Origin of the sequence: Neorhizobium sp. BT27B, from assembly GCF_050455485.1 — a bacterium.
Classification (GTDB): domain Bacteria; phylum Pseudomonadota; class Alphaproteobacteria; order Rhizobiales; family Rhizobiaceae; genus Neorhizobium.
In genome coordinates, this window is the sequence record NZ_JBCIYT010000022.1 from 1 (window position 1) to 24,216 (window position 24,216).

General features: G+C 58.3%; 22 protein-coding genes and 3 pseudogenes. 17 read left to right on the forward strand and 8 right to left on the reverse strand.

Features of this window, described 5'->3' with window-relative positions; genetic code table 11:
- Window positions 1-12 precede the first annotated feature (12 nt).
- The 4 genes from AAIH70_RS29865 (at window position 13) to AAIH70_RS29880 (ending at window position 4,456) form a co-directional block, all read left to right on the forward strand.
- A complete protein-coding gene (locus tag AAIH70_RS29865; RefSeq protein ID WP_430037784.1) occupies window positions 13-1,056 on the forward strand; it encodes a sensor histidine kinase in 1,044 nt (347 codons plus the stop codon).
- Between the two features lie 159 nt (window positions 1,057-1,215).
- Window positions 1,216-1,587: a response regulator gene (locus AAIH70_RS29870; protein ID WP_430037702.1), complete on the forward strand. Its 372-nt coding sequence runs from the start codon at window positions 1,216-1,218 to the stop codon at window positions 1,585-1,587.
- A gap of 311 nt (window positions 1,588-1,898) precedes the next feature.
- Window positions 1,899-2,852, forward strand: a complete 954-nt coding sequence (locus tag AAIH70_RS29875) for an HD-GYP domain-containing protein (RefSeq protein ID WP_430037705.1) — start codon at window positions 1,899-1,901, stop codon at window positions 2,850-2,852.
- A gap of 395 nt (window positions 2,853-3,247) precedes the next feature.
- Complete coding sequence (locus AAIH70_RS29880; protein ID WP_430037708.1) at window positions 3,248-4,456, forward strand: GGDEF domain-containing protein; 1,209 nt, start codon at window positions 3,248-3,250, stop codon at window positions 4,454-4,456.
- Between the two features lie 149 nt (window positions 4,457-4,605).
- Here AAIH70_RS29880 and AAIH70_RS29885 read toward each other — a convergent pair.
- Together AAIH70_RS29885 and AAIH70_RS29890 are read right to left on the reverse strand one after the other, a co-directional pair.
- A pseudogene (locus AAIH70_RS29885) lies at window positions 4,606-5,824 on the reverse strand (M20 aminoacylase family protein).
- Window positions 5,821-7,029, reverse strand: coding sequence for a diaminopropionate ammonia-lyase (locus AAIH70_RS29890; RefSeq protein WP_430037711.1), 1,209 nt, complete (start codon window positions 7,027-7,029; stop codon window positions 5,821-5,823). Before AAIH70_RS29890 ends, AAIH70_RS29885 begins: the two are co-directional and overlap by 4 nt.
- A 117-nt stretch (window positions 7,030-7,146) precedes the next feature.
- On the opposite strand from AAIH70_RS29890, the gene AAIH70_RS29895 reads away from it, so the two are divergent.
- Window positions 7,147-7,617 (forward strand): Lrp/AsnC family transcriptional regulator, encoded by a 471-nt coding sequence (locus AAIH70_RS29895; protein WP_430037714.1) that lies wholly within the window; start codon window positions 7,147-7,149, stop codon window positions 7,615-7,617.
- A 14-nt stretch (window positions 7,618-7,631) separates the two neighbouring features.
- On the opposite strand, the gene AAIH70_RS29900 is transcribed toward AAIH70_RS29895, so the two are convergent.
- Entirely contained in the window at window positions 7,632-8,096 is a 465-nt protein-coding gene (locus tag AAIH70_RS29900; RefSeq protein ID WP_430037718.1) for a MarR family winged helix-turn-helix transcriptional regulator, read from the reverse strand.
- Between the two features lie 11 nt (window positions 8,097-8,107).
- On the opposite strand from AAIH70_RS29900, the gene AAIH70_RS29905 reads away from it, so the two are divergent.
- On the forward strand, window positions 8,108-9,040 hold the full coding sequence (locus AAIH70_RS29905; RefSeq protein WP_430037720.1) for an SDR family NAD(P)-dependent oxidoreductase: 933 nt from the start codon (window positions 8,108-8,110) through the stop codon (window positions 9,038-9,040).
- A gap of 552 nt (window positions 9,041-9,592) precedes the next feature.
- Window positions 9,593-11,839, forward strand: coding sequence for a membrane-bound PQQ-dependent dehydrogenase, glucose/quinate/shikimate family (locus AAIH70_RS29910; protein WP_430037723.1), 2,247 nt, complete (start codon window positions 9,593-9,595; stop codon window positions 11,837-11,839).
- 316 nt (window positions 11,840-12,155) lie between these two features.
- Here AAIH70_RS29910 and AAIH70_RS29915 read toward each other — a convergent pair whose 3' ends face one another.
- Window positions 12,156-12,530: a response regulator gene (locus AAIH70_RS29915; RefSeq protein WP_430037726.1), complete on the reverse strand. Its 375-nt coding sequence runs from the start codon at window positions 12,528-12,530 to the stop codon at window positions 12,156-12,158.
- 29 nt (window positions 12,531-12,559) lie between these two features.
- Window positions 12,560-13,996: an ATPase domain-containing protein gene (locus AAIH70_RS29920; protein ID WP_430037729.1), complete on the reverse strand. Its 1,437-nt coding sequence runs from the start codon at window positions 13,994-13,996 to the stop codon at window positions 12,560-12,562.
- A 140-nt stretch (window positions 13,997-14,136) separates the two neighbouring features.
- On the opposite strand from AAIH70_RS29920, the gene AAIH70_RS29925 reads away from it, so the two are divergent.
- Together AAIH70_RS29925 and AAIH70_RS29930 are read left to right on the forward strand one after the other, a co-directional pair.
- Window positions 14,137-16,302: a PAS domain S-box protein gene (locus AAIH70_RS29925; RefSeq protein WP_430037732.1), complete on the forward strand. Its 2,166-nt coding sequence runs from the start codon at window positions 14,137-14,139 to the stop codon at window positions 16,300-16,302.
- Window positions 16,295-16,675, forward strand: coding sequence for a response regulator (locus AAIH70_RS29930; protein ID WP_430037734.1), 381 nt, complete (start codon window positions 16,295-16,297; stop codon window positions 16,673-16,675). Before AAIH70_RS29925 ends, AAIH70_RS29930 begins: the two co-directional genes overlap by 8 nt.
- Window positions 16,676-16,706: 31 nt before the next feature.
- On the opposite strand, the gene AAIH70_RS29935 is transcribed toward AAIH70_RS29930, so the two are convergent.
- Together AAIH70_RS29935 and AAIH70_RS29940 are read right to left on the reverse strand one after the other, a co-directional pair.
- Complete coding sequence (locus AAIH70_RS29935; RefSeq protein WP_430037737.1) at window positions 16,707-17,087, reverse strand: response regulator; 381 nt, start codon at window positions 17,085-17,087, stop codon at window positions 16,707-16,709.
- A gap of 6 nt (window positions 17,088-17,093) precedes the next feature.
- Window positions 17,094-19,088: a GAF domain-containing protein gene (locus tag AAIH70_RS29940; protein WP_430037740.1), complete on the reverse strand. Its 1,995-nt coding sequence runs from the start codon at window positions 19,086-19,088 to the stop codon at window positions 17,094-17,096.
- A gap of 340 nt (window positions 19,089-19,428) precedes the next feature.
- Here AAIH70_RS29940 and AAIH70_RS29945 point away from each other — a divergent pair, with 340 nt between their 5' ends.
- On the forward strand, window positions 19,429-19,782 hold the full coding sequence (locus AAIH70_RS29945; RefSeq protein WP_430037743.1) for an ArsR/SmtB family transcription factor: 354 nt from the start codon (window positions 19,429-19,431) through the stop codon (window positions 19,780-19,782).
- A 178-nt stretch (window positions 19,783-19,960) separates the two neighbouring features.
- A pseudogene (locus tag AAIH70_RS29950) lies at window positions 19,961-20,047 on the forward strand (GNAT family N-acetyltransferase); the annotation flags it as partial.
- Window positions 20,048-20,055: 8 nt separating this feature from the next.
- Here the strand turns inward: AAIH70_RS29950 and AAIH70_RS29955 are convergent.
- On the reverse strand, window positions 20,056-20,199 hold the full coding sequence (locus tag AAIH70_RS29955; protein WP_430037746.1) for a hypothetical protein: 144 nt from the start codon (window positions 20,197-20,199) through the stop codon (window positions 20,056-20,058).
- Window positions 20,200-20,321: 122 nt separating this feature from the next.
- Here AAIH70_RS29955 and arsB point away from each other — a divergent pair, with 122 nt between their 5' ends.
- From arsB to AAIH70_RS29985, 6 genes and pseudogenes are all read left to right on the forward strand, one after another.
- Window positions 20,322-21,380: an ACR3 family arsenite efflux transporter gene (gene arsB, locus AAIH70_RS29960; protein ID WP_430037749.1), complete on the forward strand. Its 1,059-nt coding sequence runs from the start codon at window positions 20,322-20,324 to the stop codon at window positions 21,378-21,380.
- Between the two features lie 2 nt (window positions 21,381-21,382).
- A complete protein-coding gene (gene arsC / locus AAIH70_RS29965; protein WP_430037787.1) occupies window positions 21,383-21,808 on the forward strand; it encodes an arsenate reductase (glutaredoxin) in 426 nt (141 codons plus the stop codon).
- Window positions 21,801-22,510 (forward strand): annotated as a pseudogene (gene arsH / locus AAIH70_RS29970) (arsenical resistance protein ArsH). Before arsC ends, arsH begins: the two are co-directional and overlap by 8 nt.
- Window positions 22,511-22,963: 453 nt before the next feature.
- Window positions 22,964-23,191: a hypothetical protein gene (locus AAIH70_RS29975; protein WP_430037752.1), complete on the forward strand. Its 228-nt coding sequence runs from the start codon at window positions 22,964-22,966 to the stop codon at window positions 23,189-23,191.
- 258 nt (window positions 23,192-23,449) lie between these two features.
- Window positions 23,450-23,833 carry a hypothetical protein gene (locus AAIH70_RS29980; RefSeq protein ID WP_430037755.1) on the forward strand — a complete coding sequence of 128 codons (384 nt, stop codon included), beginning with the start codon at window positions 23,450-23,452 and terminating at the stop codon, window positions 23,831-23,833.
- 22 nt (window positions 23,834-23,855) lie between these two features.
- Window positions 23,856-24,125 carry an SDR family oxidoreductase gene (locus AAIH70_RS29985; RefSeq protein ID WP_430037757.1) on the forward strand — a complete coding sequence of 90 codons (270 nt, stop codon included), beginning with the start codon at window positions 23,856-23,858 and terminating at the stop codon, window positions 24,123-24,125.
- Window positions 24,126-24,216: the final 91 nt, after the last annotated feature.

The following is a 24,216-nucleotide window of genomic DNA, read 5'->3' on the forward strand; positions in this document are numbered from 1 at the left end:
CCCGGACCCGAAATGAATGACGTCCCGGTCGATAGCGAGCTGGACTGGGTGCTCGTCCTTGCTCCGTTTCGCAAGGATGGCGATTACGTCGCTGCTTTCCTTCGAGAGCAGAAGATCGAGGTCAAGGCCGCCAAGGTAGACGGGGAGCTGGTCGAACATCTGGCTTTATCTCCTGGCATCATCGTAATCACCCACGAGGCCCTCAACCCACAGGTTATCGTACGGATTACAACGCATCTCGCGGAGCAGCCCGACTGGTCGGAAGTCCCGATTATTGTCCTTTTGGAGCGGACAGCGCCGATTGAACGGATCCGCAACCAATTGCTGACTTCATGGCCGGGCTCGCGTCTTTTGTTTTACACGCGTCCCATCGCGCCATTGGAGCTTGTAAACGGCATACAGTCGAACCTGTTGGTGCGGCTGCGCCAACGCCAGGTCCGCGATTCCATCGAGCGGGAGCGAGAACTGCGTCTAGAGCTCAATCACCGGGTCAAGAATATCCTGGCGAGTGTTACGTCGATCTTCCAGATGACCCGGCGCGGCGCCACGTCCGTTGAGGGCTTGACAAGCGATTTTGCCGGTCGGCTTCAGGCGCTATCCAACGTCCACAGCGCCGTCTTTGAAGCCGGCGGCGAAGAGGTTTCGCTTTCAGCCGTGATTGACCTGACGGTTTCTCCCTACAACAGCGCCGGCGTGAGCCGCATTCATGTCAGCGGGCCGGATATCGTTGTCAGCCGGGACGCAGGCACAGCGATCGCGCTGTGCCTGCACGAGCTGATCACGAACGCCATAAAGTATGGCGCGCTTTCGCATCCGTACGGGCATGTTGACCTCTTGTGGTCTGTTGCCGCAAACGGCAGTTCAGAACTCTCTCTGAGCTGGACGGAAGTCGGGGGACCGGCTGTCCAAGAACCGACGCGGCAGGGTTATGGTACGCGCTATGTGCGCTCCGCGCTGGGATCGTTATTCGGCACGGTTCCGGAAATCATCTTCGCTCCAGGCGGCTTTCGTTTGTCAGTGAGCGGGTCTCTGTCGCGCATGTCGGCGCAAAAATAGATCACGCATATCCTCAATCATGGATTGAAATAGCCTTCGGCTGTAACTTGCTGAAAGATAGAATAGTTCTCCTCGGATCAATCTGTCTTCCAGCGCGTTCATCAGGTTCGCATAGTCGAAAAGACACATGTGAAGCGTCAACTGCGGAGAGTTTGAGGGATGACGCAAAAGGGGATCACTGTCGTTGTCGTTGAAGACGAGGCGCTTGTAAGACTGGATATGGTTATGTCGCTCGAGGACGAGGGGTTCATTGTGCTCGAGGCCTCAAATGCAGACGACGCCATCGACATTCTGAACGCCCATCCCGAAACCCGCTTGATGTTCACCGATATCGACATGCCGGGCAGCATGGACGGTCTGAAGCTGGCTGCTGCAGTTCGTGACAGGTGGCCGCCTGTCAAGATCATCGTGGCTTCTGGCCACCGTCAATTGAGCGATGAGCTTTTACCGGTTGAGGGCAAGTTTTTCAGCAAACCGTACGACCACGGCCGCGTCATCGCGACCATGAGGGAAATGCTAGCCGTAGCCTAGGTATCTACCGCGCTGGCAGGCCCCATTTTCCGGGCAGCGTTCGAAGCTGTTCATGGATGAGTTCGCTGGGATTGACCGCCGGACCAGCGTCAATCCAGAGTCCATAAGTAAGGCATGTTGGACGGTCCGAGACACCGAACGCAATGTCTCTGCATTGATGTTGGACCACCGGACGAGACCACCCTTGGTAAACAAGCTCCAACTGACGCCCGCGTGACATACCCGCTTTTTGTTGCACTGCGGTATTGGGAATTTGGTAACATATTCGAATGACTGTGCTCCTATCTCGGTAGGGAACCTTGGGGGCAAGGATGAAGAAGAGGATACGGCTGCATCAGGTTCGCGTCGGGATGTATGTTGAGGAGCTTGAGGGAGCGGATCTTCCGCTTCCGTATCTTGGGCCTGTTGCGTCTCTCTTCGACGTCGACCTTATGATGAACAGTCATGCGATCAGTGTCGTTATAAATACGCAGAAGGGCCTGGACGTTGATACCGATCACAAGGAAGTCGTGCTTGATGTGATCGGTTTTGAGGCTGCTCTCGCTTCAAAGTTCAGCGCGGGGCAGATTCTACATGCACAAGAAGCCATTCAGGATGCCCGACGCAGTGTGAGCGATGTTCTCGTCGAGGCTCGCCTTCGGGGAGCGCTTCATCTGGACGCGGCTGACAAAGCTGTCGAGGGGATCATGCTGGCAGCAATGACCAATGCTGGCGCGATGATTGCTGTGGCCAAACTCAAGAAGAAGGACGAGGGAACATTCCTGCATTCGTTGGCGGTCAGTGCCCTCATGGTCACTTTCGGCCGAAACCTCGGGCTAAGCGAGGAAGCGGTGCGGATTCTCGGTTTAGGCGGCCTGATTCACGATCTTGGCAAAATGGTGCTGCCAATCGCATTGTTGCGTAAACCCGGAAAGCTGACAGTCGAAGAGATGGATCTCATTCGAACTCATCCGGAACGAGGCTACGAGATGGCGAAACGTATCGCTGGCATGCCCCGGCCTGTTCTCGATATTTGCCTTTACCACCATGAGAAATTCGATGGGACCGGCTATCCGCATCGGCTGGCCGGCTCGGCAATCCCACACGTTGCACGCATTGCGGCAATCTGCGACGTCTACGACGCACTGACCTCGGTGCGACCGTACAAGCGGGCTTGGTCACAAGCGGAGGCCATCGAAACGATGATGCGCTCCACCGGCCATTTCGATCCGGATCTCATGAAAGCCTCCGTCTCGAAGATGGTGATCAATGGCACAATCCATTAAGAACGTGCGCGAAACGCTCGGCTGATGCGGGATTTCGCCCGGGCTTGAGCCCTGCCTAGTTTGGGAATGAGGGGCTTCGACATTGGCTATTGGCACAAGCTGAGGCGCTGGCGCTACTCGTAAAAGCGAATAGCGCCAGCCAATCCTCGGCAAGGAAAATGGTTAGGACTGGTTCAAGCCAAAGTTACGAAGGTTCCAAGGGCTCTCCAACGTCGATGACGGAAATGGCTTGGCGCACGATGTTCGATGGTTGATTGTTTAGGTAAATCCATATGCCGATACGCCAGCAATCGGTAACTCGGAGTCTAATCGGGATGAAAGGGATCTTTTACGAGGAACTGATAAAGATCTTTTGGGTGCTGTAGGTAAAGCATCGACTGATCTGGAAAAATGCGATGCGCCTCGTTGGAATGTTAAATCCATTTGCTTTGGCGGGCTCCGAAATAGCCTCGCCAGCGCAAGTCGAAGCTACGCTCCGGGAGCTTTATAGTAGCAAGCCACATGTGGTTGCAACGGGCGGCATTGCTCTCGCAGGACTGAGCGCCGCCTGGTCAGGAGCGGTGTTGGCGGGCGCTCGGGCGACGATCGTCGCTGCAACGTGCCTGTTTCTGCGGGTCGTTCTCGAATACCTTTACTGCAAGCATGCTACCGTCCCTGTGCACCAGCGATGGGTATCCCTGTTCGTATTTGGCTCACTCGTGTGCGGGCTCGGATGGGGTGTTTGCGGCGCAGTGCTGCTTTACGGGGCGTCGGCTACCACCCAGACGATTACTGTTGGTGTGGCATGCGCGATAGTGCAAGGCGCGGCCGGAAGGGCGTTCATGATGCCGGGAACGGCGTTCATCAACGTCGCTTTTGTTCTGGGACTGATGGCTATCGCAGCATATCTGGATGGAAATTACGTCATTATCCCAGCATGCATCCTGTACTACTGCTTTTTATCCTCATTTATCGTCCAGATGGTCGGCAATCGAATGCGACAACTGCGTGCGGAGGAGATGAACGAGCGTTTGCTTGAAGAACTTACCGTCAAGAACGACCTCCTCCGCGTCGCAAACGAGAGACTGGCTGAAAGTGCTTTCGAGGATCCGCTGACCGGACTGGCGAACAGGCGCAAATTCGATGCGGCGTTTGATGAGATGCTCGTGAACGCGCAAAAGCACCAGACATCGATCTCCCTGATGATGATCGATGTCGATCACTTCAAGCGCTTCAACGACACCTACGGACATCAGGCAGGTGACCGGTGCTTGCAGGTGTTATCAACGGCGCTCAACGAGGTCATCTCGCAGAGCGGCCTCCTTGCTCGATACGGCGGCGAAGAATTCGTGGCGATCTTGCCGGATTCCGATCTATCGAGGGCATCTGTCGTTGCGGAAAGGGCGCGGCATGCTGCGCAAGTTGCAGGCATGGCCGGGATGGGGAACTGTCCCCCACCCCAGAGTGTGAGCATCGGCCTCGTCTCGTGCGCCGTCTGTCCAGGAATATCGCGAGAAATGATCCTGGCGGCCGCTGACGCAGCGCTTTATGCCGCAAAACAGCAGGGTCGAAACCGCGTATGCATCGGCTCAAATGAAGGTCTTGCGCCCTCGAGCGCACCCTAAGACTACTTTCTAGTGCGTTTGCATCTTGACGAACTTGCGCTCGGTGTGGGCCGGGCCGAGCGGTTGGATGAGTTGAATGGTCGAGGGTTCAGATCCTAGCAAGGCGAAAGAAGATGGACGGCCGCTAGCTGGACGGTTGATACAAGTGTTCAAGTCCCCGCGGCATCCAGGCTTGTCTCGGCTCCAGTCGACATAGCCAGACGCCGCCGCGCGATCCCTGCGTGAAACTGTAGGCCGTGAACCAGTCCCTCGTCATTGAAATCATAGTTCGGATTGTGCAGCGGCGCAGACTTCTCTCCATTACCAAGAAATATGAAGCATCCCGGCACCCTAGTGAGGAACTGTGCGAAGTCTTCCGACGCCGTCATCGGCTTCGCGCTAACCCGGACTTTGGCGGCACCAAAGAGATCTCGCGCCACATCAATCGCTTCATTTGCCAGGGTTACATCGTTGACGAGCGGAATGAATTCTCGCGTATAGTGGACATGCGTTTCGACATTGTAGGCGAAGGCGGTGCCTTGCGCGATGACGCGTATCTGCTTTTCGATATCTGCGCTGACGTCACTCCGGAAGCTTCTGGCGTCCCCGAGGATGCGTGCGGTTCCGGGGAGCGCGTTCCTCGTCCCGTCGGTGATCAGCTCGGTGACCGACACCACGGCGATGTCGGCAGGGTCGAGGCGGCGCGCGACGATCGTCTGAAGGTTAGTGACCAGTGCGCAGGCGGCGACAAGCACCTCATTGCCTGAATGCGGCCGCGCCGCATGACCGCCGATGCCCGTGAGCGTGATCTCGAAATTGTCCTCGGCCGACATGATGGCATCGGGATTCGTCTCGAACACGCCGACAGGCAGACCCGGCATGTTGTGGATGCCATAGATCTCATCGAACGGGAATTTTTCCATCAGGCCGTCGGCCATCATCGCGAGCGCGCCTTTTCCCCATTCCTCGGCAGGCTGGAAGATGAAGCGGACGGTGCCATCGAAACCGCCTTCCTCGGCCAAAAGCTTCGCAGCGCCGAGGAGCATGGCCGTATGACCGTCATGTCCGCAAGCGTGCATCACCCCTTCGTTCATCGATTTGTAGTCCGCGCTGCCATTCTCGATAATCCGTAGCGCATCCATATCGGCCCGCAGGGCGACGACACGATTACCGCTTCCCCGCTTCAAAGTGCCGACGACGCCGGTGACCAATGTCCTCCGTTACATCATCGAGGCCAAATTCCCGGAGCTTGGAAGCGACAAAGGCTGCCGTCGCGTGTTCCTCGAAACCAAACTCCGGATGGGCATGAAGATGCCGACGCCACGCCATCATTTCTGCGATCAACTGGCCGATGTCACTCACTGACGCTGCCTGTGCTCCTGCAGTCATACCTTCGCCTCCGCTGCTCTCGCCAGAACCGATGCTGGTGTCTCGCCAACGAGCTCTTCGTACCGGAGAGGATCGGTTGCCCCTTCAGTGTTGATGAGGAGAATACGAGACCGGTCGCCGAGTTTGAGTGTCTGCTTGATACCCTGATCCGCAAGAGCCTTGATCAGTCCGGCCAGTCCAACACCGCCGCTTTCACCTGCGACGATTGCATGATCCCCACGAGCGGGGCGGGCCAATCTCCTCATGGCGTCGATCGCATCCTGCTCGTCCACCGTCATGAAGGCGTCAGCGGCGCGCGAAAGAATACGCCAGGCGACCAGCGATGGTTCGTAGCATTCGAGCATCGCCATCACGGTGGACTCCCCATGTGGAACGACAACCGGATGTCCCACCCTTGCGCTCTCGACAATGCAGGCCGCTCTTTTCGGATCGACAACGATGAACATCGGCCGCTTCTCACCCATGGCTATCGAAAAATAGCCTGCCACCGCAGCGGCAATCCCGCCGACGCCAGACTGCACGAAGACATGGGTTGGAGGTTCACTCAGCTCTCTGAGGGCCTCGCGGACAAGCGCCGTGTAACCTTGCATGACGAGGCCGGGTATACGCTCATATCCGGGCCACGACGTATCGGATACGACGGTCCAGTGCTGTTCGCCTGCAACCCTGGCCGCTTCCCTGACGGAGTCGTCGTAGGAGCCCCCGACACGGATCATCTCTGCGCCAAAGCGGGCGATTGCCGCGACCCGCTCGTCGCTGACGCCAGCATGAACGAATATCGCGGCCGGGGCGCCAACAATTCGAGCGCCCTGGGCCACGGATCGTCCGTGATTGCCATCGGTGGCGCAGGTGAAAGTCATGGTGCTCGCGATCGCCTTGACGTCTGATGCGTGAAGTTCGGATATATCGACGTGTCGAGACATTCGTTTGGCCGCCTCTTCGAGAACAAGCCGTATAACAGCATAGGAGCCACCCAGTGCCTTGAAGCTGCCAAGGCCGAGACGGAAACCTTCATCCTTCACGTTGATGCTCGACACACCAAGCTCGGCGGCAAGACCTGGAAGCGAGACCAGTGGCGTGGCTGCGTTTTCTTCGCGGTATGTGAGGTATCTTTCGACCTCCCTGGCGGCCTCTTCGCCAAGCGCTTCGGCATCACGAGGATCAAGAGGAGATCTGTAGTCCGTAAGTGTGTTTGGCAAAAACATGATTTGCTCCGATATTCGCCACGAAACCATATTGCATTCGAAGCGCACTGAGCGCTGAATATCGCGGCCTGATTTGCAAGTTTGTTTCGTTTGCCCACTGCCGGAGTAGAATGCCTCGTGCCCCTTGATGACTTCGACCGCAAAATCCTCGGCATCCTTCAGAAGAACAATCTCACCCCGCAACGAACGATCGGCGAGGCGGTCAACCTTTCTGCTCCTGCCGTTCAGCGCCGGATCAAGAAAATGACTGAAGCCGGAATTATCACCGCCAATGTTGCCGTCGTCGATCCCGCAGCCTTAGGACACCCGATCACAATCTTCGTCGAAGTGGAGGTGATCAGCGAGACATCCGAGCAGATAGAAACCGCCAAGCAGGCGTTCGCGACTACGCCCGAGATCCAGCACTGCTTCTATGTGACGGGCGAGGCGGATTTTGTGCTGGTCGTTGTCGTGCCGTCGATGGCGGACTATGAGGCGCTGACCCGCCGGCTATTTTTCGGCAACAATAACGTCAAGCGTTTTCGGACATTCGTGGCAATGGACCGGATCAAGATCGGGCTCGAAGTCCCGCTGCCTCAGTCCGCTTGACGACCAGGTCTCGCTTATTCGGGTCGGTTGAACTTCCGAAGCAATCCTGTGAACTGGATAAGCTCGGCTTCGCTCCATCCATCAGTGCGTGAGTGGAACGCTCCGGCCTTCACCTCGATCGATGCCTCAAGCCTCAATCGTCCTTCCTGCGTCAACCGATAGATGGCCGAACGACGGTCGTCGGGGTCGCTCGCCGACTCTGTCAGCTCCAGATCGCAGAGTGACTTCAACAGCCTGCTGACCGCGCTCTTGTCCATATCGAGCTGTTCCGAAAGCTGCCGGCCTGTTGCAGAACCTCGCGCCGACAGGATCGTGGCGATCTGGTAGGCAGCCGGCTGAAGCTTCGGGTGGAACCGTTCCGCCGATGCGGCGGTGAGGGCGCGTGAGGCAGCGAGCAGCGCGTTGAGCTCGAGCCCAAGCTTCCTGAGATGTTCCGAACGCTCTTTCTCCATAATCACCTCGGCAAATATGGTGGACATATGACAACCAAATGCACATAGTGGATATATATCAACCAAGCGCGGTCTTGCAAATGCCTCAGCGTCCGAAAGCTCTCATAACAGGTGCCACTGACGGTATCGGTCAGCTCGCAGCAATCGAGTTGGCGCGCCGGGGTGCCGACCTCATCCTCACGGCGAGAAGCCAGTCGAAGGCGAACGCCACGCGCGCGCTGATCGAGGCCTCTGCACCGGGCGCAGCCGTTGATGTGTTCTACGCGGACTTCACCGATCTTCGAAACGTGGTCGCGGTTGCCAGAGCCATCGCCGCCCGGCATCCGCGTACCGACGTGCTGATCAACAACGCCGGTCTGCATGCGTTCCAGCAGCGCGTTACCAAGGACGGTTTTGCCGAAATGATGGCCGTGAACTATTTTGCGCCGTGGCTTCTGACATCGGTACTGCGAGACAATCTGGTGAGGTCGGCCCCTGCCCGTATCGTCACCGTTGCCTCGGAGGCGTCACGTCGGAGCGGCGGCCTTCGTATCGAGGCGGATCTTCTGGATACCGCACCCTTCACGGCCCGTGGGTCTTCAGAGATATACGGTCGCACCAAGCTGCTGGATATCATGTTTTCGATAGAGCTTGCGCGACAACTCGAAGGTACAGGGGTGACGGTCAACTGTCTGGATCCAGGGTTCAACGTCACAAGTCTGGGACGAGAACTCGGCTTTTCATCACCGCTCGCCAAAGCTCTGAACCGGCTGGGGGTCGGAGATCCGAACCGTGGTGCTGGGATCATCGCGCGGCTCGCGACCGATCCTGAATTTGGCGTCAAAACTGGCCTCTACGTCTCTGTCAAAAAAGCCAGATCGCTGACACCAGTTGCGCCTGCGGACAGCGAGGACCAACGCCGTCGACTTTGGATTTCGACTGCTCAACTTCTCGGTCCTTTCCTGATGGCCGACGATGGAGTCGGCTATTAGATTGTAGAAAGATTATGCTTCCGAGATCGTGGATAGTCGGTTCGTTCTAATATTCGCGCGTGCTGCTCAAACTTACCGGTAGGCGTAGGTCATGAGTTCGGACCTCATCAAGGCGTCCGGCTTGCGCTACAGCAAGCTCCACACGTAGGCACACGGTGGAAATTGCGAAGGCGGATCGCAGGCTCGTGCAACAAATCAACCAATTTTACTGTGCTTGTGCACCGCACAGGAAATCGACTTGCATAACAACTTCCGGCTTGTAGAACGCAGGAACAATCGGGCATAGGTGCGAAAGGCAGGTCTGTGGCCTTGCGTCGCACCCGTCAGGGATGGCCGGCATGTTCAACCAATTTAGAAGGAGCACATCGCCATGATGTCTCGTATCGGAGGGGTTATTACCGCTCTGCTCGGCCTCGCTATTCTCGGTTACGGAGGAAAGCTGGCGCTTGCGGGAGGTTCCCCGTTCTATGTCCTCATGGGGCTTGGCCTGACCGTTGCCGGCATATTGCTGATGATGAGACGCCAGGCCGGCCTTTGGGTCTATGCGCTGACGTGGCCGCAACCTTCATCTGGACGCTCTACGAAGTCGGATTCGACAAGTGGCAGTGGATTCCGCGCGGTGCTCTGGTCATTTTCCTCGGCATTCTTCTCAGCCTGCCTTTCGTCACCAACGGCCTGCGTGACCGACCGCAGAAGCTTTGGGCACCGAGCCTTGGCAATGGCGTCTTCGCCTTGCGCGCCGTCGTTGCCGTCATCGCGGTTCTCGGCGTCATCGCCTGGTTCTACGATCCACTGTCGATCACCGGCAAGCTTGCAAAGACGGCCTCCGCGGATGTCGCGACCGATCCGAGCGGCACACCCTACCCTGCCAATGACTGGACCGCCTATGGCGGCACCAATCTCGGCCAACGGTATTCGGCGCTGAAGGACGTCAATGTCCAGAACGTCAAGGGCCTCAAGGTTGCCTGGGAACACCATACCGGCGACCTTCGCAAGGCCGATCAGGACTCGTCGGAATACACGTTCGAGGCGACGCCGATCAAAGTGAACGGCGCCCTGTATTTCTGCACGCCGCACAATATCATCCAGTCGCTCGAGCCGGAAACCGGCAAGGTTCGCTGGTCCTTTGACCCGATGATGAAGCGCGACCCGTTCTATCAGCACCAGACGTGCCGTGGCGTATCCTGGAACGATTCGACCGCCTATGCAGCACCGGCAGACAGCGCGCCGGAACAGCAGGGCGCGACAGCGGCAGCGATTGCCGAATGCCCGCGCCGCATCGTCGCGTCGACCGTCGATGCCCGCCTCTTTGCACTGAACGCCGATACCGGCGCGCTGTGCAAGACTTTCGGCACCGACGGTTACGTCGATCTGATGGAGGGCATGATCGACACCAATCGCGCCACCTACCAGCAGACATCGGCGCCGCTGGTGACCAAGGACCTGATCATCCTCGGCAGCGCGATCGCCGACAACTATTACGAAAACAACCCGTCGGGCGTCATTCGCGCCTACGACGTGCGTACCGGCAAGGTCGTCTGGAAGTTCGATGCCAGCAAGCCGAACGACACGGCTCCGCTTGCGCCGGGCGAACATTACGAGCCGAATTCGGTCGTCGCCTGGACGCAGTTCGCCGCCGACGAAACACTCGGCCTCGCCTACATCCCGTTCGGCAACGCCTCTCCCGACCAGGTCGGCGTGTCGCGTACGCCCGAGCAGGAAGCTTTCGTCGATGCGCTTGCCGCACTCGATCTCAAGACCGGCCAGCTGAAGTGGAAATTCCAGACTTCGCATCACGACCTCTGGGACCGCGATAACCCGTCGCAGCCGGTGCTGTTGAACCTGCCGAAGAACGGCGTCGATACACCGGCGATCATCATCCCGACCAAGATCGGCAATCTGTGGGTTCTCGATCGAACCAACGGCCAGCCGATCCTGCCGGTCAGGGACGTGCCGGTGAACACCAATACCGACATTGCCGGCGAGAAACTTTCGCCGACACAGCCGATGTCGTCGCTCAACTTCACGCCGGCGCCGCTGCGCGAAGCCGACATGTGGGGCGCGACGCCGTTCGACCAGATGGCATGCCGCACGACCTACAACCAGTATCGCTACGACGGCAATCCATGGACGCCGCCGACCACCACCGGCTCGCTGGTATGGCCGGGCAATATCGGCGTGTTCAACTGGGGTTCGGTCGCGGTCGATCCGGTCAACAAGTGGCTGATCGGCACGCCGCAATATCTCGCCTATCTCTACCAGCTCTATCCGCGCCCGGCAGGCCAGCTCGACAAGCGGGTATTCGGCGGAGACAATTCGGGCGGGGAATCCAAACCCGGCAACGAGAACCTCGGCGGCCCCTATGCTGTTTCGATCAAGCATTTCCGCTCGGCGCTCAACGCTCCGTGCAATGCTCCCGCCTGGGGCGTTCGCGTCGGCGTCGACCTGACGACCGGCAAGACCGCCTGGAAATACCGGAACGGCACGGTAGCCGGCCAGCAGTTTGCCGGCATCAAGTTCCCGATCCCGTTCGAAATGGGCATGCTCGCCCATGGCGGAACGCTGACGACCGCCGGCGGCGTGGCCTTCACGGCTGCAGCCCTCGACGACTCGATCCGCGGCTACGACATGCAGAGCGGCGAAGTGTTGTGGAAGATGGCGCTTCCGGCCGGTGGCCAGGCAACGCCGATGACCTATCGCGGCAAGGACGGCAAGCAGTATATTGTCGTTGCAGCCGGCGGCCACGGCTCGCTCGGCACGACGCCGGGCGATTCTGTGATTGCCTACACGCTCGACTAAATAGTTGAGGCTGATTAAGAGGATGAAAGCGCGTCGACACTTCGGCGCGCTTTCCTCGGTTACACGCTAATGCCGTACGAGACGCCAATAAACGAGCGCGTGACCGCCGAGTGCGCGATGCGGCTGTTGAAATTTGGGTAAAACCAATTGTTCGCAATGCCCGTGAGAAAGGGGCGATGGTTCGATTCCCTTCAAGACCATAAACGGCAACAAGCTAGAGTGCTGCATGACAAGAGTCCTTATCTGGCACGTCAGAGCGTCAGAGGACGGGCTCTCGGAGCGTCGGCGCTGATTCCCGCGTAAATATGGTTTGGCGTCAAGCGGACGCGATGGCTGATCCCAAAAGCTTGGCGATTGTCGCCAACAACTCGTCCTCACGATACGGCTTGTCCAAAACCGCATTGAACATTTCAGGTTCGGCGCGACCGATGCTTCCCTGAGCCCCACTCGTCAGGATGATAGGAATGGCTTTCAACGCGGGATCGGCCCGGATGGCGCGGGCCAGTTCCAGGCCGGTCATCAACGGCATCATGAAGTCAGTCACGACAAGAGCGGGCTTGTTCTGTCTGACGAGATCGAGGGCGGCGGCGCCGTGGGACGCTGCTTCTACCTCATAGCCCGCGTCTTCCAGCATCATTGCCAGGACGTCCTGTATCAGAAACTCGTCTTCGGCAATTACGATCAGCGCCATCCGTACAACATTCCAATCCGAGCAACCGCTCAACCTCTTGACGCAAGACCTGTCGAAGCGCCACTCAGCGGCTCAAGAGGTAACCTCACGCTCAGGCCATTGTTCCCGATGACGACCTCATGGATCACTGGTTGGAACGCGCTGTCTCTGACCTTCAGCACAGAGATCGACCTTCTATATTTCGAGCCGACATCGACCTGCCGGAGCATGATCAGATTATCCAGCAGGCTCGATATTTCTGATCCAGGTGCCGTCACTGTCGGTCCAAAGAGGTCACGCAGCTCCCAGGTTGCAATCGTCGTTACCCCCATGGCCCGCAATTCGTTGGTAAGAGCGGCGAAGAACTCCACCAATCTCGAAGGAGATATAGCGGCACGCTCGAACCCGCCAAGCCCATCGATGAAAAGCCTTTTGACGCCGCGCATTTTGACAGCCTGAAGCAATCGGTGGCCGAGCTTGTCGAGCAGATTCTCGACCATTGGGTTCCAGATCATCTCGAGCGATCCGTCCTCCATGAGCGAGTGAAGGTCCAAGTCGAGGGCGCGCGCCTTGGTTTCTACCCGGCGAGGCGTCTCGTAGAAGCCGAATAGTAGGGCTGGTTGGTCACTGCTTGCGCCACTTAGAAAGTTGAGCCCGAGGGCGGTCTTGCCCGCTCCCGAAGGGCCGAACAGGAGTGTGACGGAACCGGGGGGCAGGCCCCCGCCTATCAAATCGTCCAAACCCTCGACCTTTGAAGGAATACGCGGCGATTCCGGATCGTCGTTCTCTGAAGGCTGAGCATAGGCAATCTCAAGACGCGGGAATATCTCGACTCCACGCGGCGATATCTCGAACTGATGGTAGCCGCCCATCGCACCACTGCCGCGTGACTTTCGCACCTGAAGGCGCCGAACGGTGCGCACTCCTGTCAGTTCATCATGCAATTCCAGAACCCCGTCTACCATCGTATGCTCGGGACTGTCTTCCGACACGCGCGTGCTTGCCAGGAAAAGAACGGTACAGCCGACAAAGGCGGCCTGGCTCTGTACCTCGGCAACGAAGGTTTTGACATCCAGCGGCGTGTCCGCGCGATCGCGGGCGTTAAGGAGACCGTCGAATACAAGAAGTGAGGCACCCTGGCGCCTGATTTCCTTCCGGAGCAGGTCTACAACGGCGGACAGGCCCTCGTCGCGCAGGGTCTGAAAGACGCTGACATAAGAAATCGTCACGCCAAGCTGCTGTTGATCGAAGAAATCCAGTGTCCCTAACGACTGGAACAGCCGATCATGCGTCTCGGCGAGCAGCGTTACATAAAGAACCTTCCGTCCACCGGCCGCGCTAGTGAATGCAATCTGATTGGAAAGGATCGTTTTGCCGGCACCAGGGCTTCCCTGAACGATATAGGAGGCGCCTTCAATCAGTCCACCGCCCAACACCTGGTCAAGGCCTGGAACTCCTGTAAGTAGTCTCGGTAGGTGATTTGCCACTAGCGTTGCCCCGTCTTTAACTCAGGGTGTTAAAACTCTATGTGAGTCAAAAAGCAATGAGTGGTTCCCTGTCGACCGGAACTTACGCAACGTGGTCCGGTTGAGGCTCTATTCCTTGAAGCTTTTGCAGGAGGGGCGCGGTGACCAAAAGCGACGCTGAAGAAACCGACGGGTTGAAGCTGCGCGGCGTCCTCGATGGAATGGCCGAGGCTTTCGGTCTGCTTGCTCCCGACTTTACCATTCTCGAACACAATCGCGAGGCTCTTCGCCTGGATGGCCGGCGTCGTGAGGACGTTGTGGGGCGCTCTTACTGGGAGGTCTATCCTGGCAGTGAATATGCCGAGTTGGGGCAGTTGCTGAAAAAGGCAATGTTCGAGAGGGTGGCGGTTTCGCTGGAGCACCAGTATGCTTGGTCGGACGGCCGGGCACTCTGGCTGGAAATGCGAGCCTATCCTACCGATGACGGATCGCTAGCCGTGTTCTGGCGCGATGTGACCGATCGTCGGCAAGCAGATCAAGCCTTATGGCAAAGCGAAGAACGTTTCCGCGCGCTCGCGGAACAAACGGAAGTCGGCGTCGCAATGGCTGACCGGGATGGCCGCTTGATCTGGGTGAACGATCGTCTCGCCGAAATCGCTGGGCGGAAACCGGATGAGATGACACGGCTCACCGTCCGTGATTTCATCCCGCCCGACGATTGGCCGGAAAACAACCGGCTTTTTCGGCGGATGATAGAGGAGGGCGAGCCCTTCGTCATCGAAAAGCCGCTTGGGCCTCCAGCACAAGTGACGGGTTGGAACCGCTTGTCCGTAAGCCCGCGCCGTGACGCCGAGGGACATATCGTGGGCGCGATAGCGGTGGCAGTTGACAATACCGAGCGGCGGCTTGCCGAAATCGCACTGCGCGAGAGCGAGGAGCAGTTGCGGCTGATTGTCGAGAGTGCCAGGGACTACGCTATTTTCACAATGGATGCAGAACGCCGCGTGGCACAATGGATGCCAGGGGCTGAAGCTGTATTCGGGTGGACGAGGCAAGAGATCGAGGGGCGGTCGGCAGACATTCTGTTTACTCCGGAGGACCGGGGCAAAGGTGCGCCGCAATGGGAAGCCGAGACGGCATTGCGCGAAGGCAAGGCACCAGATGTTCGATGGCACCTGCATAAGGATGGCCGGCGGGTTTTCATCGAAGGTGAACTCGTCCCGCTTGTCAACGACCGCCATCATGGCGGCTTCCTTAAAATCGGTCAGGACGTCACCAGTCGTCGGGCCGGCCAGGAAGCCCTTCTGGAAAGCGAGGAACGGCTGCGTCAATTCGGCGAAGCCTCTCAGGACGTGCTATGGAGCCGGCATCCCCAAACGCTGCAGTGGACTTATCTGACACCGGCTTTTGAGACCATTTACGGGCTGTCACGCGACGATGCCTTGCGCGGAGACAATTTCGGCAACTGGATGGGCATGATCCTGCCAGATGACCGGGACACGACCGCCGCCGGTATCGAAAAGGTCCGACAAGGCGAACGCGTGACCTTTGAATATCGGATTCGCCGACCGTTGAACGGAGAGATCCGGTGGCTTCGTGACACTTCCTTTCCAATCTTCGATGACACTGGTGAGTTGATCAGGATCGGTGGAATTGGTCAGGACATCACCGACGACAAGGACGCGGCGGAACGTATGATGGTGCTTGTCGCCGAGCTCCAGCATCGAACCCGTAACCTTATGGGCGTCGTTCGCGCCACAGCAAAAAGAACAGGCGAAACCAGTACGGACTACCCGGGTTTTCGGAAGCGTTTTGGTGAACGACTTGAAGCACTCGCCCGTGTCCAAGGGCTACTCTCGAGGCTAGGTGATACGGATAGAGTTGCCTTCGACGAGTTGATCACCACTGAGGTAAAGGCGATGCATGGATCCATCGATCGGGTGACCTTGAGTGGTCCGACTGGCATCCGTCTCCGCTCGAGCATGGTTCAAACGTTGGCAATGGCCCTACACGAGCTTGCGACAAATGCTGTGAAATACGGTGCTCTGGGTCAGCCGACGGGACATCTTTCCGTCACATGGGCAATGGCAGAGCCTGACGGAAGAGGCCGACCGCGCCTTCACATTGACTGGACGGAAACCGGAGTGACGATGCCTCCAGCTGGCGCGAAGGCCCAAGGTGGTGGACAGGGACGTGAACTGATCGAGAGAGCGCTGCCTTATCAGCTGAACGCTCAGACGAGTTTCGATCTAGGTCCCGATGGAGTCCATTGCACGATCACGATACCGGTTTCCGAGAGCAATGAGGCGGAACAGGAAAATGGATAACAACGCCCTGCAAGGTATTACCATCCTCGTTGCTGAAGACGAATACATGCTCGCGACGGACCTTGCCAAAGAGCTTGCCAATGCTGGCAGCCGTGTCCTGGGGCCTGTGCCGTCGCTCGATGCCGCCTTGGACCTGATCGATGCTGCTGATAAAATCCACGCTGCCATTCTCGACGTCAGCCTGCAGGACGAAAAGGTATTTCCGGCAGCTGACATGCTGGCGGCAAAGGGCGTGCCATTTTTGTTCGCTACCGGCTATGACCAGTCTCTCATTCCGCCGCGCTACTCCGAGGTCCTCAGATGCGAGAAGCCTATCGGCGCAGTGAGCCTGATCCGTGCCGTGAGGGCGATAATCGAAAAAGCCCGGTCATGACTGCCGATCGGATCGATCAACGCGCGGAAGGTCAGATGGCAGCCATCCGATGGAGTTCGGCAGTCACCTTGTCGTGCTCATATGGCTTGCTGAAAAACACGCTCTGCTCCGGCAGATCAATGTCCTTTAGATTGAAGAACCCCGACGTGACGATGATCTGAATGGGGGGCCAGCGATCTCGAATGGATGCAGCAAGCTTCAAGCCATCGATACTGCCGGGCATATCCACGTCCGTGAATACGATGCGAATGTCGGGACGTGCCTCCAATATGCGAATGGCTTCATCCGCACCCCAGGCCTGGAGGACCTCGAAGCCCGCGTCCTCTACAAGTTCCACCGCCATGATACGCTGTAGAGGTTCGTCCTCGACGACGAGGACAACTGGTTTGGCGTAGGCCGTTGACTGTCCCATGAAATCTCAGTTCGCCTGTTGGAGCTGTTGAAGGGAAGCCGACATCTCAGCCGAAAAGCCCGGTGGATCATAACTGAGTTTGACGTCGCCTGTTCCGATGAGGCCCATTTGAATGAGCTTAGAGCCGAACCCGCGCCGGGTCGGCGGCACTGGCGTTGGACCTCCGGTTTCTACCCACGAGAAGCGCAACATGGGCTCAGGTCCCGAAGTATCTACTCTCCAATTCGCCTCGACCACCCCATTAGCCTGTGAGAATGCGCCGTATTTGAGGGCATTTGTCCCAAGCTCATGCAGAACGAGCCCAAGTGACAGCGCGCCCCGTGATCCAAGCCGGACACACGGCCCGGCTGTTTTAAGGCGTGACGACACACCGAGAGTTTCGCCAAGGCCTTCGACCACCGTACCGAAGTCTGCTTCGCCTTGGTCGTTGAGAAGGATGTCATGCGCCTTGCTCAACGCCATGAGCCTCTTCTCGAAGTTAAGAACATGGTCGCGTTCGGTAACGGATCTCAAAGTCTGGGTGGCAATCGCCTGAACCATGGCAAACGAGTTTTTCAGCCGATGCCCCATTTCTCGGTTCATCAGTCTCTGATCCGCCTCGGCATCGAGCCGCGCTATGGCAATCTGTACCCGATCCCCAAAACTGCGCACGTACGACAGCTCCTCGTCGCTCCAGTCGCGTGGCTCGTCGTAATGAACGAAGGCCATGATATTAAAGCGGCCGTGGTCGAGGATTGGTACAAGTGCGATAGCCCTTGCGCCGAGGCTCAATAGCCGCTCGGAGCGATGGGCGATGCGTGGGTCAACACTGACGTCAGAAATGACAACGGGTCTGCCGGCCTTGATGTCTTCGATGATCGTACCGTAGTCCCTGAAAAAATGCGATCCCGCGACGCTTGGATATCCTGGCAGGCTCCAGTCTGGCTGAATGGCGATCGACTCCGTAACGTGATCAACGATGCCAAAGCCCGCTCGAACAGCATCAAGCGCTTTGCCCATCAGGTCTGCAGCCGAAATTGTGATGTCTTCAACGGAGTCGAGATCGCGCGAGCGATCGCCCAGATCGAGAAGAGCTTGAACCCGAAGCGCGGCGCGCTTCTGCTGTGTGATGTCTTGTACTGTGCCGCGCATAACTAGAGGACGGCCGGCGTCATCACGGTCGATTGTCGCATGACGGCTGATCCAGCGAACACCGTCCGGAGTTCTGATGCGATACTCGACATCCATGATCGCAGAGGCATCGGCGCGCGTGGCGTTCGTTGATTGGATGCCCTGATCAATCACCATCGCTTCGAACGTCGACGAGGGATGGCTCGCAGCGACGGGCACTCGGAATATACGGCAGAATTCCGCAGACGTTGCAATGGTCGAAGACGCGATATCAATCTCGAACGTCCCGATACGTCCTGCTTCCTGAGCGGCCATGTTTCGTTTCGCATCGGCACGGATGTTGGCCGCCATTCCTTTTTGCCGAAGGAACAGCTCGTCTTTACGGTGCGATGAGCGCCGCGTTTCGAGATGGGCCATCACCTGGCGGGCAAGTGCGCTTAATATCTTCTGCTGTGATGCGGTCAGGCCTTCAGGGCGGGGAGCCGTGTCGATGACACAGAGCGTACCGATGGCCGTCCCATCGCGACTTCGCAGAGGTGCGCCAGCGTAAAAACGGATGTGGGGCGGCTCTGCAACAAGACCATTGTTTCTGGTCCGAACATCGAGCGCTAGGTCTGGAATGATCAGTATATCGCTGCTCGATAGTGAATGTGCGCACACAGATTGCTCTATTGGCGTCTCGCAGGCTTCGAAACCAACGCGGGCTTTGAACCACTGCCGGTCTTTTTCGACCAGGCTCACCAGCGAAACAGGAGTTTGACACACCTCCGAGGCAATGAGGACGATATCGTCGAACTCTGGTTCAGGCGGCGTGTTAAGTATGTCGTAGGCTTCGAGAAGCTCGAGTCGACGAGTGAGATCATTATTGGTTTGGTTGTCAGCGGGCAGCACGATCGGTCTCAGCGGATGGGATGAACGAAAGCCCGACCTGTCCTCTCAACGTGCGAGCAGCTAAGTCGCTTTTAGCTGAATCAGTAAATATAGCAATTGGCGCGGAGGCGCGGGGTCGTCAGGAAAATCTAAGAGCGGCTCTGGCGGCCGAGCGAATTTCTTCCTTCTTGAGGTCCGACCGTCGAGTTCCGTCGTTCTATGGCCGCTCCAGCGAGCATAACGAGGACTATTAGAGGCTTAGGTCTTTCAATGGCCGGTCTTATTTTCGATCCCGCTCAAGAGCTTAAAACGGTCTAGCCCGAAACCTTGACAAGGCCAATATATCCGTTAATCTGGATATATGGAAAGTAATAAGGCAATCACCGCCCTCGCGGCCTTGGCGCAGAACACCCGCCTCGAGACGTTTCGTCTTCTTGTACGCCACGAACCAGACGGCGTGCCGGCCGGCGAACTTGCGCGGCTGCTTGACGTCCCACAAAACACGATGTCGGCGCATCTCGCGACCCTATCCCGTGCAGGTCTGGCCAAGAGCGAGCGCCAGAGCCGATCGATCATCTATCGCGCTGATCTCGACGGCTTTCGCGACCTGACACTGTTTCTGCTGAAGGACTGCTGTGGGGGTTCGACGGAGCTATGCGGGCCGCTGATTGCAGAATTGACGCCATGCTGTCCGCCGGCGGTGAAGCCATGTTGAGCGAGATTGCATTGCACGAAGTTGCTGGCAGCAACGCCGGCCTCCGCGAGGCGCTTCAAGCCGCAGATCTCCCGACCGATGATATCGAAGACGAGGCTGCGCATTCTTCGAGGCCTTATCTGGCGACGGCCAAACGATCGGATATGCCGGTATCGAGCGCTGCGCCGCTGATAACCTGCTGCGATCGGTCGTCGTGCTTCCGGCGCACCGGGCTCAAGACCTGGGACGGCCGATCGTCGAGGCGACCTTGCAACAAGTTGGCAGCGGAGAGGTCTACCTCGCGACGACAAGCGCCGCACAGTTCTTCTTGACCATGGGGTTTTCGAAGGTGCCGCGGGCCGAGGTGCCGACCCCGGTGCTTGCGACCCGCCAGCTTTCCTCCATCTGCCCATCGTCGGCGACCATCATGAAGCTCACCAGGCTTCCGACTTAACACGAACCACGAACATGACTGACAAGACCTGCAACGTGCTGTTCCTCGGCAAGAGCAGTTCCGCACGCTCCATTCCTGCTACACCTCTCATGGGAATCAACGCCTGATGTCCACTTTCGAACGATATCTGACCGTCTGGGTCTTCCTTTGCATTGCTGTCGGCGTTGCCCTCGGTCACCTGATGCCCGGCGTCTTCCAGATCATCGGGGGCGCCGAGATCGCCAAGGTCAACATCCCGGTCGCGATCCTTATTTGGCTGATGATCATCCCAATGCTGCTGAAGATCGATTTCCGGTCGGTGGCGCGGGTCGGCTCCTACTGGCGGGGTATCGGCGTCACGCTGATCATCAACTGGGCGATCAAACCGTTTTCGATGGCATTGCTGGGATGGTTGTTCGTCGGCTGGCTCTTCCGGCCATATCTGCCCGCGGATCAGGTCGACGCCTACATCGCAGGCCTGATCATCCTTGCCGCAGCACCCTGCACGGCCATGGTCTTCGTCTGGTCGAACCTGACGCGGGGCGAGCCGCTGTTCACCCTGTCGCAGGTCGCGTTGAACGACGCGATCATGGTCGTCGCCTTCGCGCCTATCGTCGGCCTGCTGCTCGGCCTCTCTGCCATTACCGTGCCTTGGGCGACGCTTGCCCTGTCAGTAGCGCTCTACATCGTGGTTCCCGTCATCATCGCCCAGGTACTGCGGAGCTACCTGACGGCCGACGGCACAACGGGCGCGCTCGATCGCTTGCTTGCGAAGCTGCAGCCGGTATCGCTCATCGCGTTGCTCGCCACGCTCGTGCTTCTCTTCGCCTTCCAGGGCGAGCAGATCATCGCCCAACCGGCCATCATCACATTGCTGGCCGTGCCGATCCTGATCCAGGTCTATCTGAACTCCGGGCTGGCCTACCTTCTGAACCGCATGGCAGGCGAGCGCCACTGCGTCGCCGGCCCTTCCGCGCTCATCGGTGCCAGCAATTTCTTTGAACTCGCGGTTGCCGCCGCCATCAGCCTCTTCGGGTTTCAGTCGGGCGCGGCACTCGCTACCGTCGTCGGTGTCCTGATCGAAGTGCCGGTCATGCTCTCGGTCGTCTGGATCGTGAACCGCTCGAAGGGTTGGTATGAGGCATCGCCCGCCGTTTCCCGCAACACCATCACCGAAAGGCCATGACCATGGACGCTACCATCTACCACAATCCCGCCTGCGGCACGTCCCGCAATACGCTGGCGCTGATCCGCGCCGCCGGGATCGAACCCACCGTCGTGGAATACCTGCAGAACCCGCCATCGCGTGAGCAGCTCTCCACGATGATCGCAGATGCCGGCCTGACGGTCCGTGAAGCGATCCGAGAGAAGGGCACACCCTATGCGGAACTCGGCCTCGCCAATCCGGGCCTGACGGAAGAGCAATTGCTGGACGCGATGATCGCCACCCCGATCCTGATCAACCGACCACTCGTCATCACGCCGTTCGGCACCAGACTTGCCCGCCCCTCGGAGGTTGTGCTCGACATTCTGCCGTCAGACGCCTTTAAAGGACCGTTCACCAAGGAAGACGGCGAACAGGTCCTCGACCAGGAAGGAAAGCGCATTGTCTGAGACATTTCCCGCTCTGCATGACGACCATCTTCAGCCCATTTCACCAGAAGCCCTGCGGCCGGCACTCTCGACACACAAGCCAAGGATCGTGATCCTTTATGGATCGCTCCGGGAAGTATCCTACAGCCGTCTTCTCGCCTTCGAAGTCCGCCGTCTGCTTGAACGGTTGGGATGCGAGGTCCAGATATTTGATCCAGCGGGGCCGCCGCCCCGGACGAGGCACCCGTCAGCCATCCTAAGGTTCAGGAGCTGCGCGACCTCACACAATGGTCGGAAGGCCAGGTCTGGATCAGCCCGGAGCGCCACGGTGCGATGACAGGCATCATGAAGGCGCAGATCGACTGGATCCCGCTGTCGCTCGGCTCCGTCCGCCCGACGCAGGGCAAGACGCTGGCGGTGATGGAGGTCTCCGGCGGCAGCCAGTCCTTCAACGCGGTGAACCAATTGCGCATCCTCGGCCGCTGGATGCGGATGATCACCATTCCCAATCAGAGCAGCGTCGCGAAGGCGTTTCAGGAATTCGACGCCGATGGCCGGATGAAGCCGTCATCCTACTATGACCGCGTCGTCGAAGTCTGCGAGGAACTGGTGAAGTTCACCATTCTGACCCGCGATGCCTCGGCCTACCTCACCGACCGCTACAGCGAACGGAAGGAGGCGGCGGCCGAGCTGGAGAAACGGGTCTCGCTCAAGGCGATCTGACGGATCAGACCGTCGCGGTGGCAGGCTGCCGGCAGGACGCTGCCACCGCGACGCATTCCGCGATGCTGATCGCCCCGAGGCATGCGTTAGCGACAAGGGCGGAACTCAGCCCGATGTTCTCCATAGTCGCCGCGTGATCTTGCCCGTGATCTCGCCATATGAAGCCAAATCGCAGGATTGTCAGCCCCTTGGCAATATGAATGTCAGGGGCCGACGGTTCGTTATGGCTCACGGCCTCAATGCTGGTCGCCGGTATAACCCTGTCACGATCTGCGTTATTGGCATCGTAAGGTGCCAGATCAACGCGCCGACCCGTCATGGCACCGCGGCAGAAGGACCGCTCCCTGGGTAATGTCACAGATTTGTAATGGATCAAAGCTACGCGGCATCCGTTGTGTATTGGATTCAAACTCATCTACGTTGCGATCGAAAGGGCTACTGGAGCCGAGGATCATGCGAAAACGTCTCGAAGTCGTCGAAGCGGTAACCTGCCTTCTCAGGAAGCTCCATGTCCGGCCGCCGTCCCAAATCCAGTTCCGCACGATCGCAAATGCAGCGCCAACTGCCGGCTTCTCCAGAAAGGAGCTACTGAACGCGCTGTATGTCCTTGAATACGAGGGGACGATAGCTCTTCACGACGACAACAGCTTCAGCGTCCTGAAACCCTCGATCGCCTTATAGGTGCGAGCCACTCTTGCGTGGCTCAACCATGTCGGCCTGCGCTCGACGTATAGCGAAAGTGGGATCGAAACATCCTGCGAGTGTGACAGTCATGTCTTAACTTGTTCCATCCCAAGCTGGACGACATTAGGCCCGCGCTCCACGCGGCCGAACTTCTATTCCCGCGTCTGAGAGTATCGGCTGTCGCGGCGCTTTCCTTGCCGACGGAAACCTTCTTCCGGGCAGACCGTTCTCTCCTTGATCTGACAGGAGACAGGAATGGGAAAGAAACTTGACCGCATCTATGAGGCGCTCGTTGAGGGTGCTGCCGACGGGCTCGCCGGCAAGGAGCTCTACGCATATGTCGCCAAACGATCCCCGAAGACATCGAGCAAACGGATCGTCAAGGCCGCCCTTCTGGCTCTGACCGATCCTGACGTAAAAGATCGCGGCGTGCTTGAACGCATTTATGCGCTGGCGATCGATTACCGAATGTCGTCGCTGGGAGTTGAAACCGACGACCACGAGGCGGATGACGACGACGCGCAAGCGCCGGTATTGTCCAAGAAGCTGAAATCGCGTTTGCGCACGACGGTTTCGCCCATCATGCCTGTTGAAGACGGGGACCCGAGTGTCCCTGCGACTTCGACAGTGGTTCATTAGGAAACATCATGGAGCCGCTGACATGTACGTCTTCATGGGCGCAACAGGCCATATCGGATCGGCTCTTGTCAGCCAGCTTCGTGCAGAAGGTAAACCGCTAATCGCAATCACACGCTCGCCAGACCAGGCCAGACGATTTACGTCTAGCGGCGTACAAGGTCTTGCCGTTGATGTTGCAGATACGAAAGCGCTTAGCGACGCCTTTCGCAACGGCAAGCGCGCGTTTATCCTCAATCCACCTGCACCACCGGCGCTTGATACCGATGCGGAAGAGACCGCACTGGTAAACTGATCGCATCAGCGCTTACTGGATCCGGACTGGAGAAGGTAGTCGTCGCGTCGACATATGGTGCGCAACCCGGCAAAGGTATTGGAGACCTTAC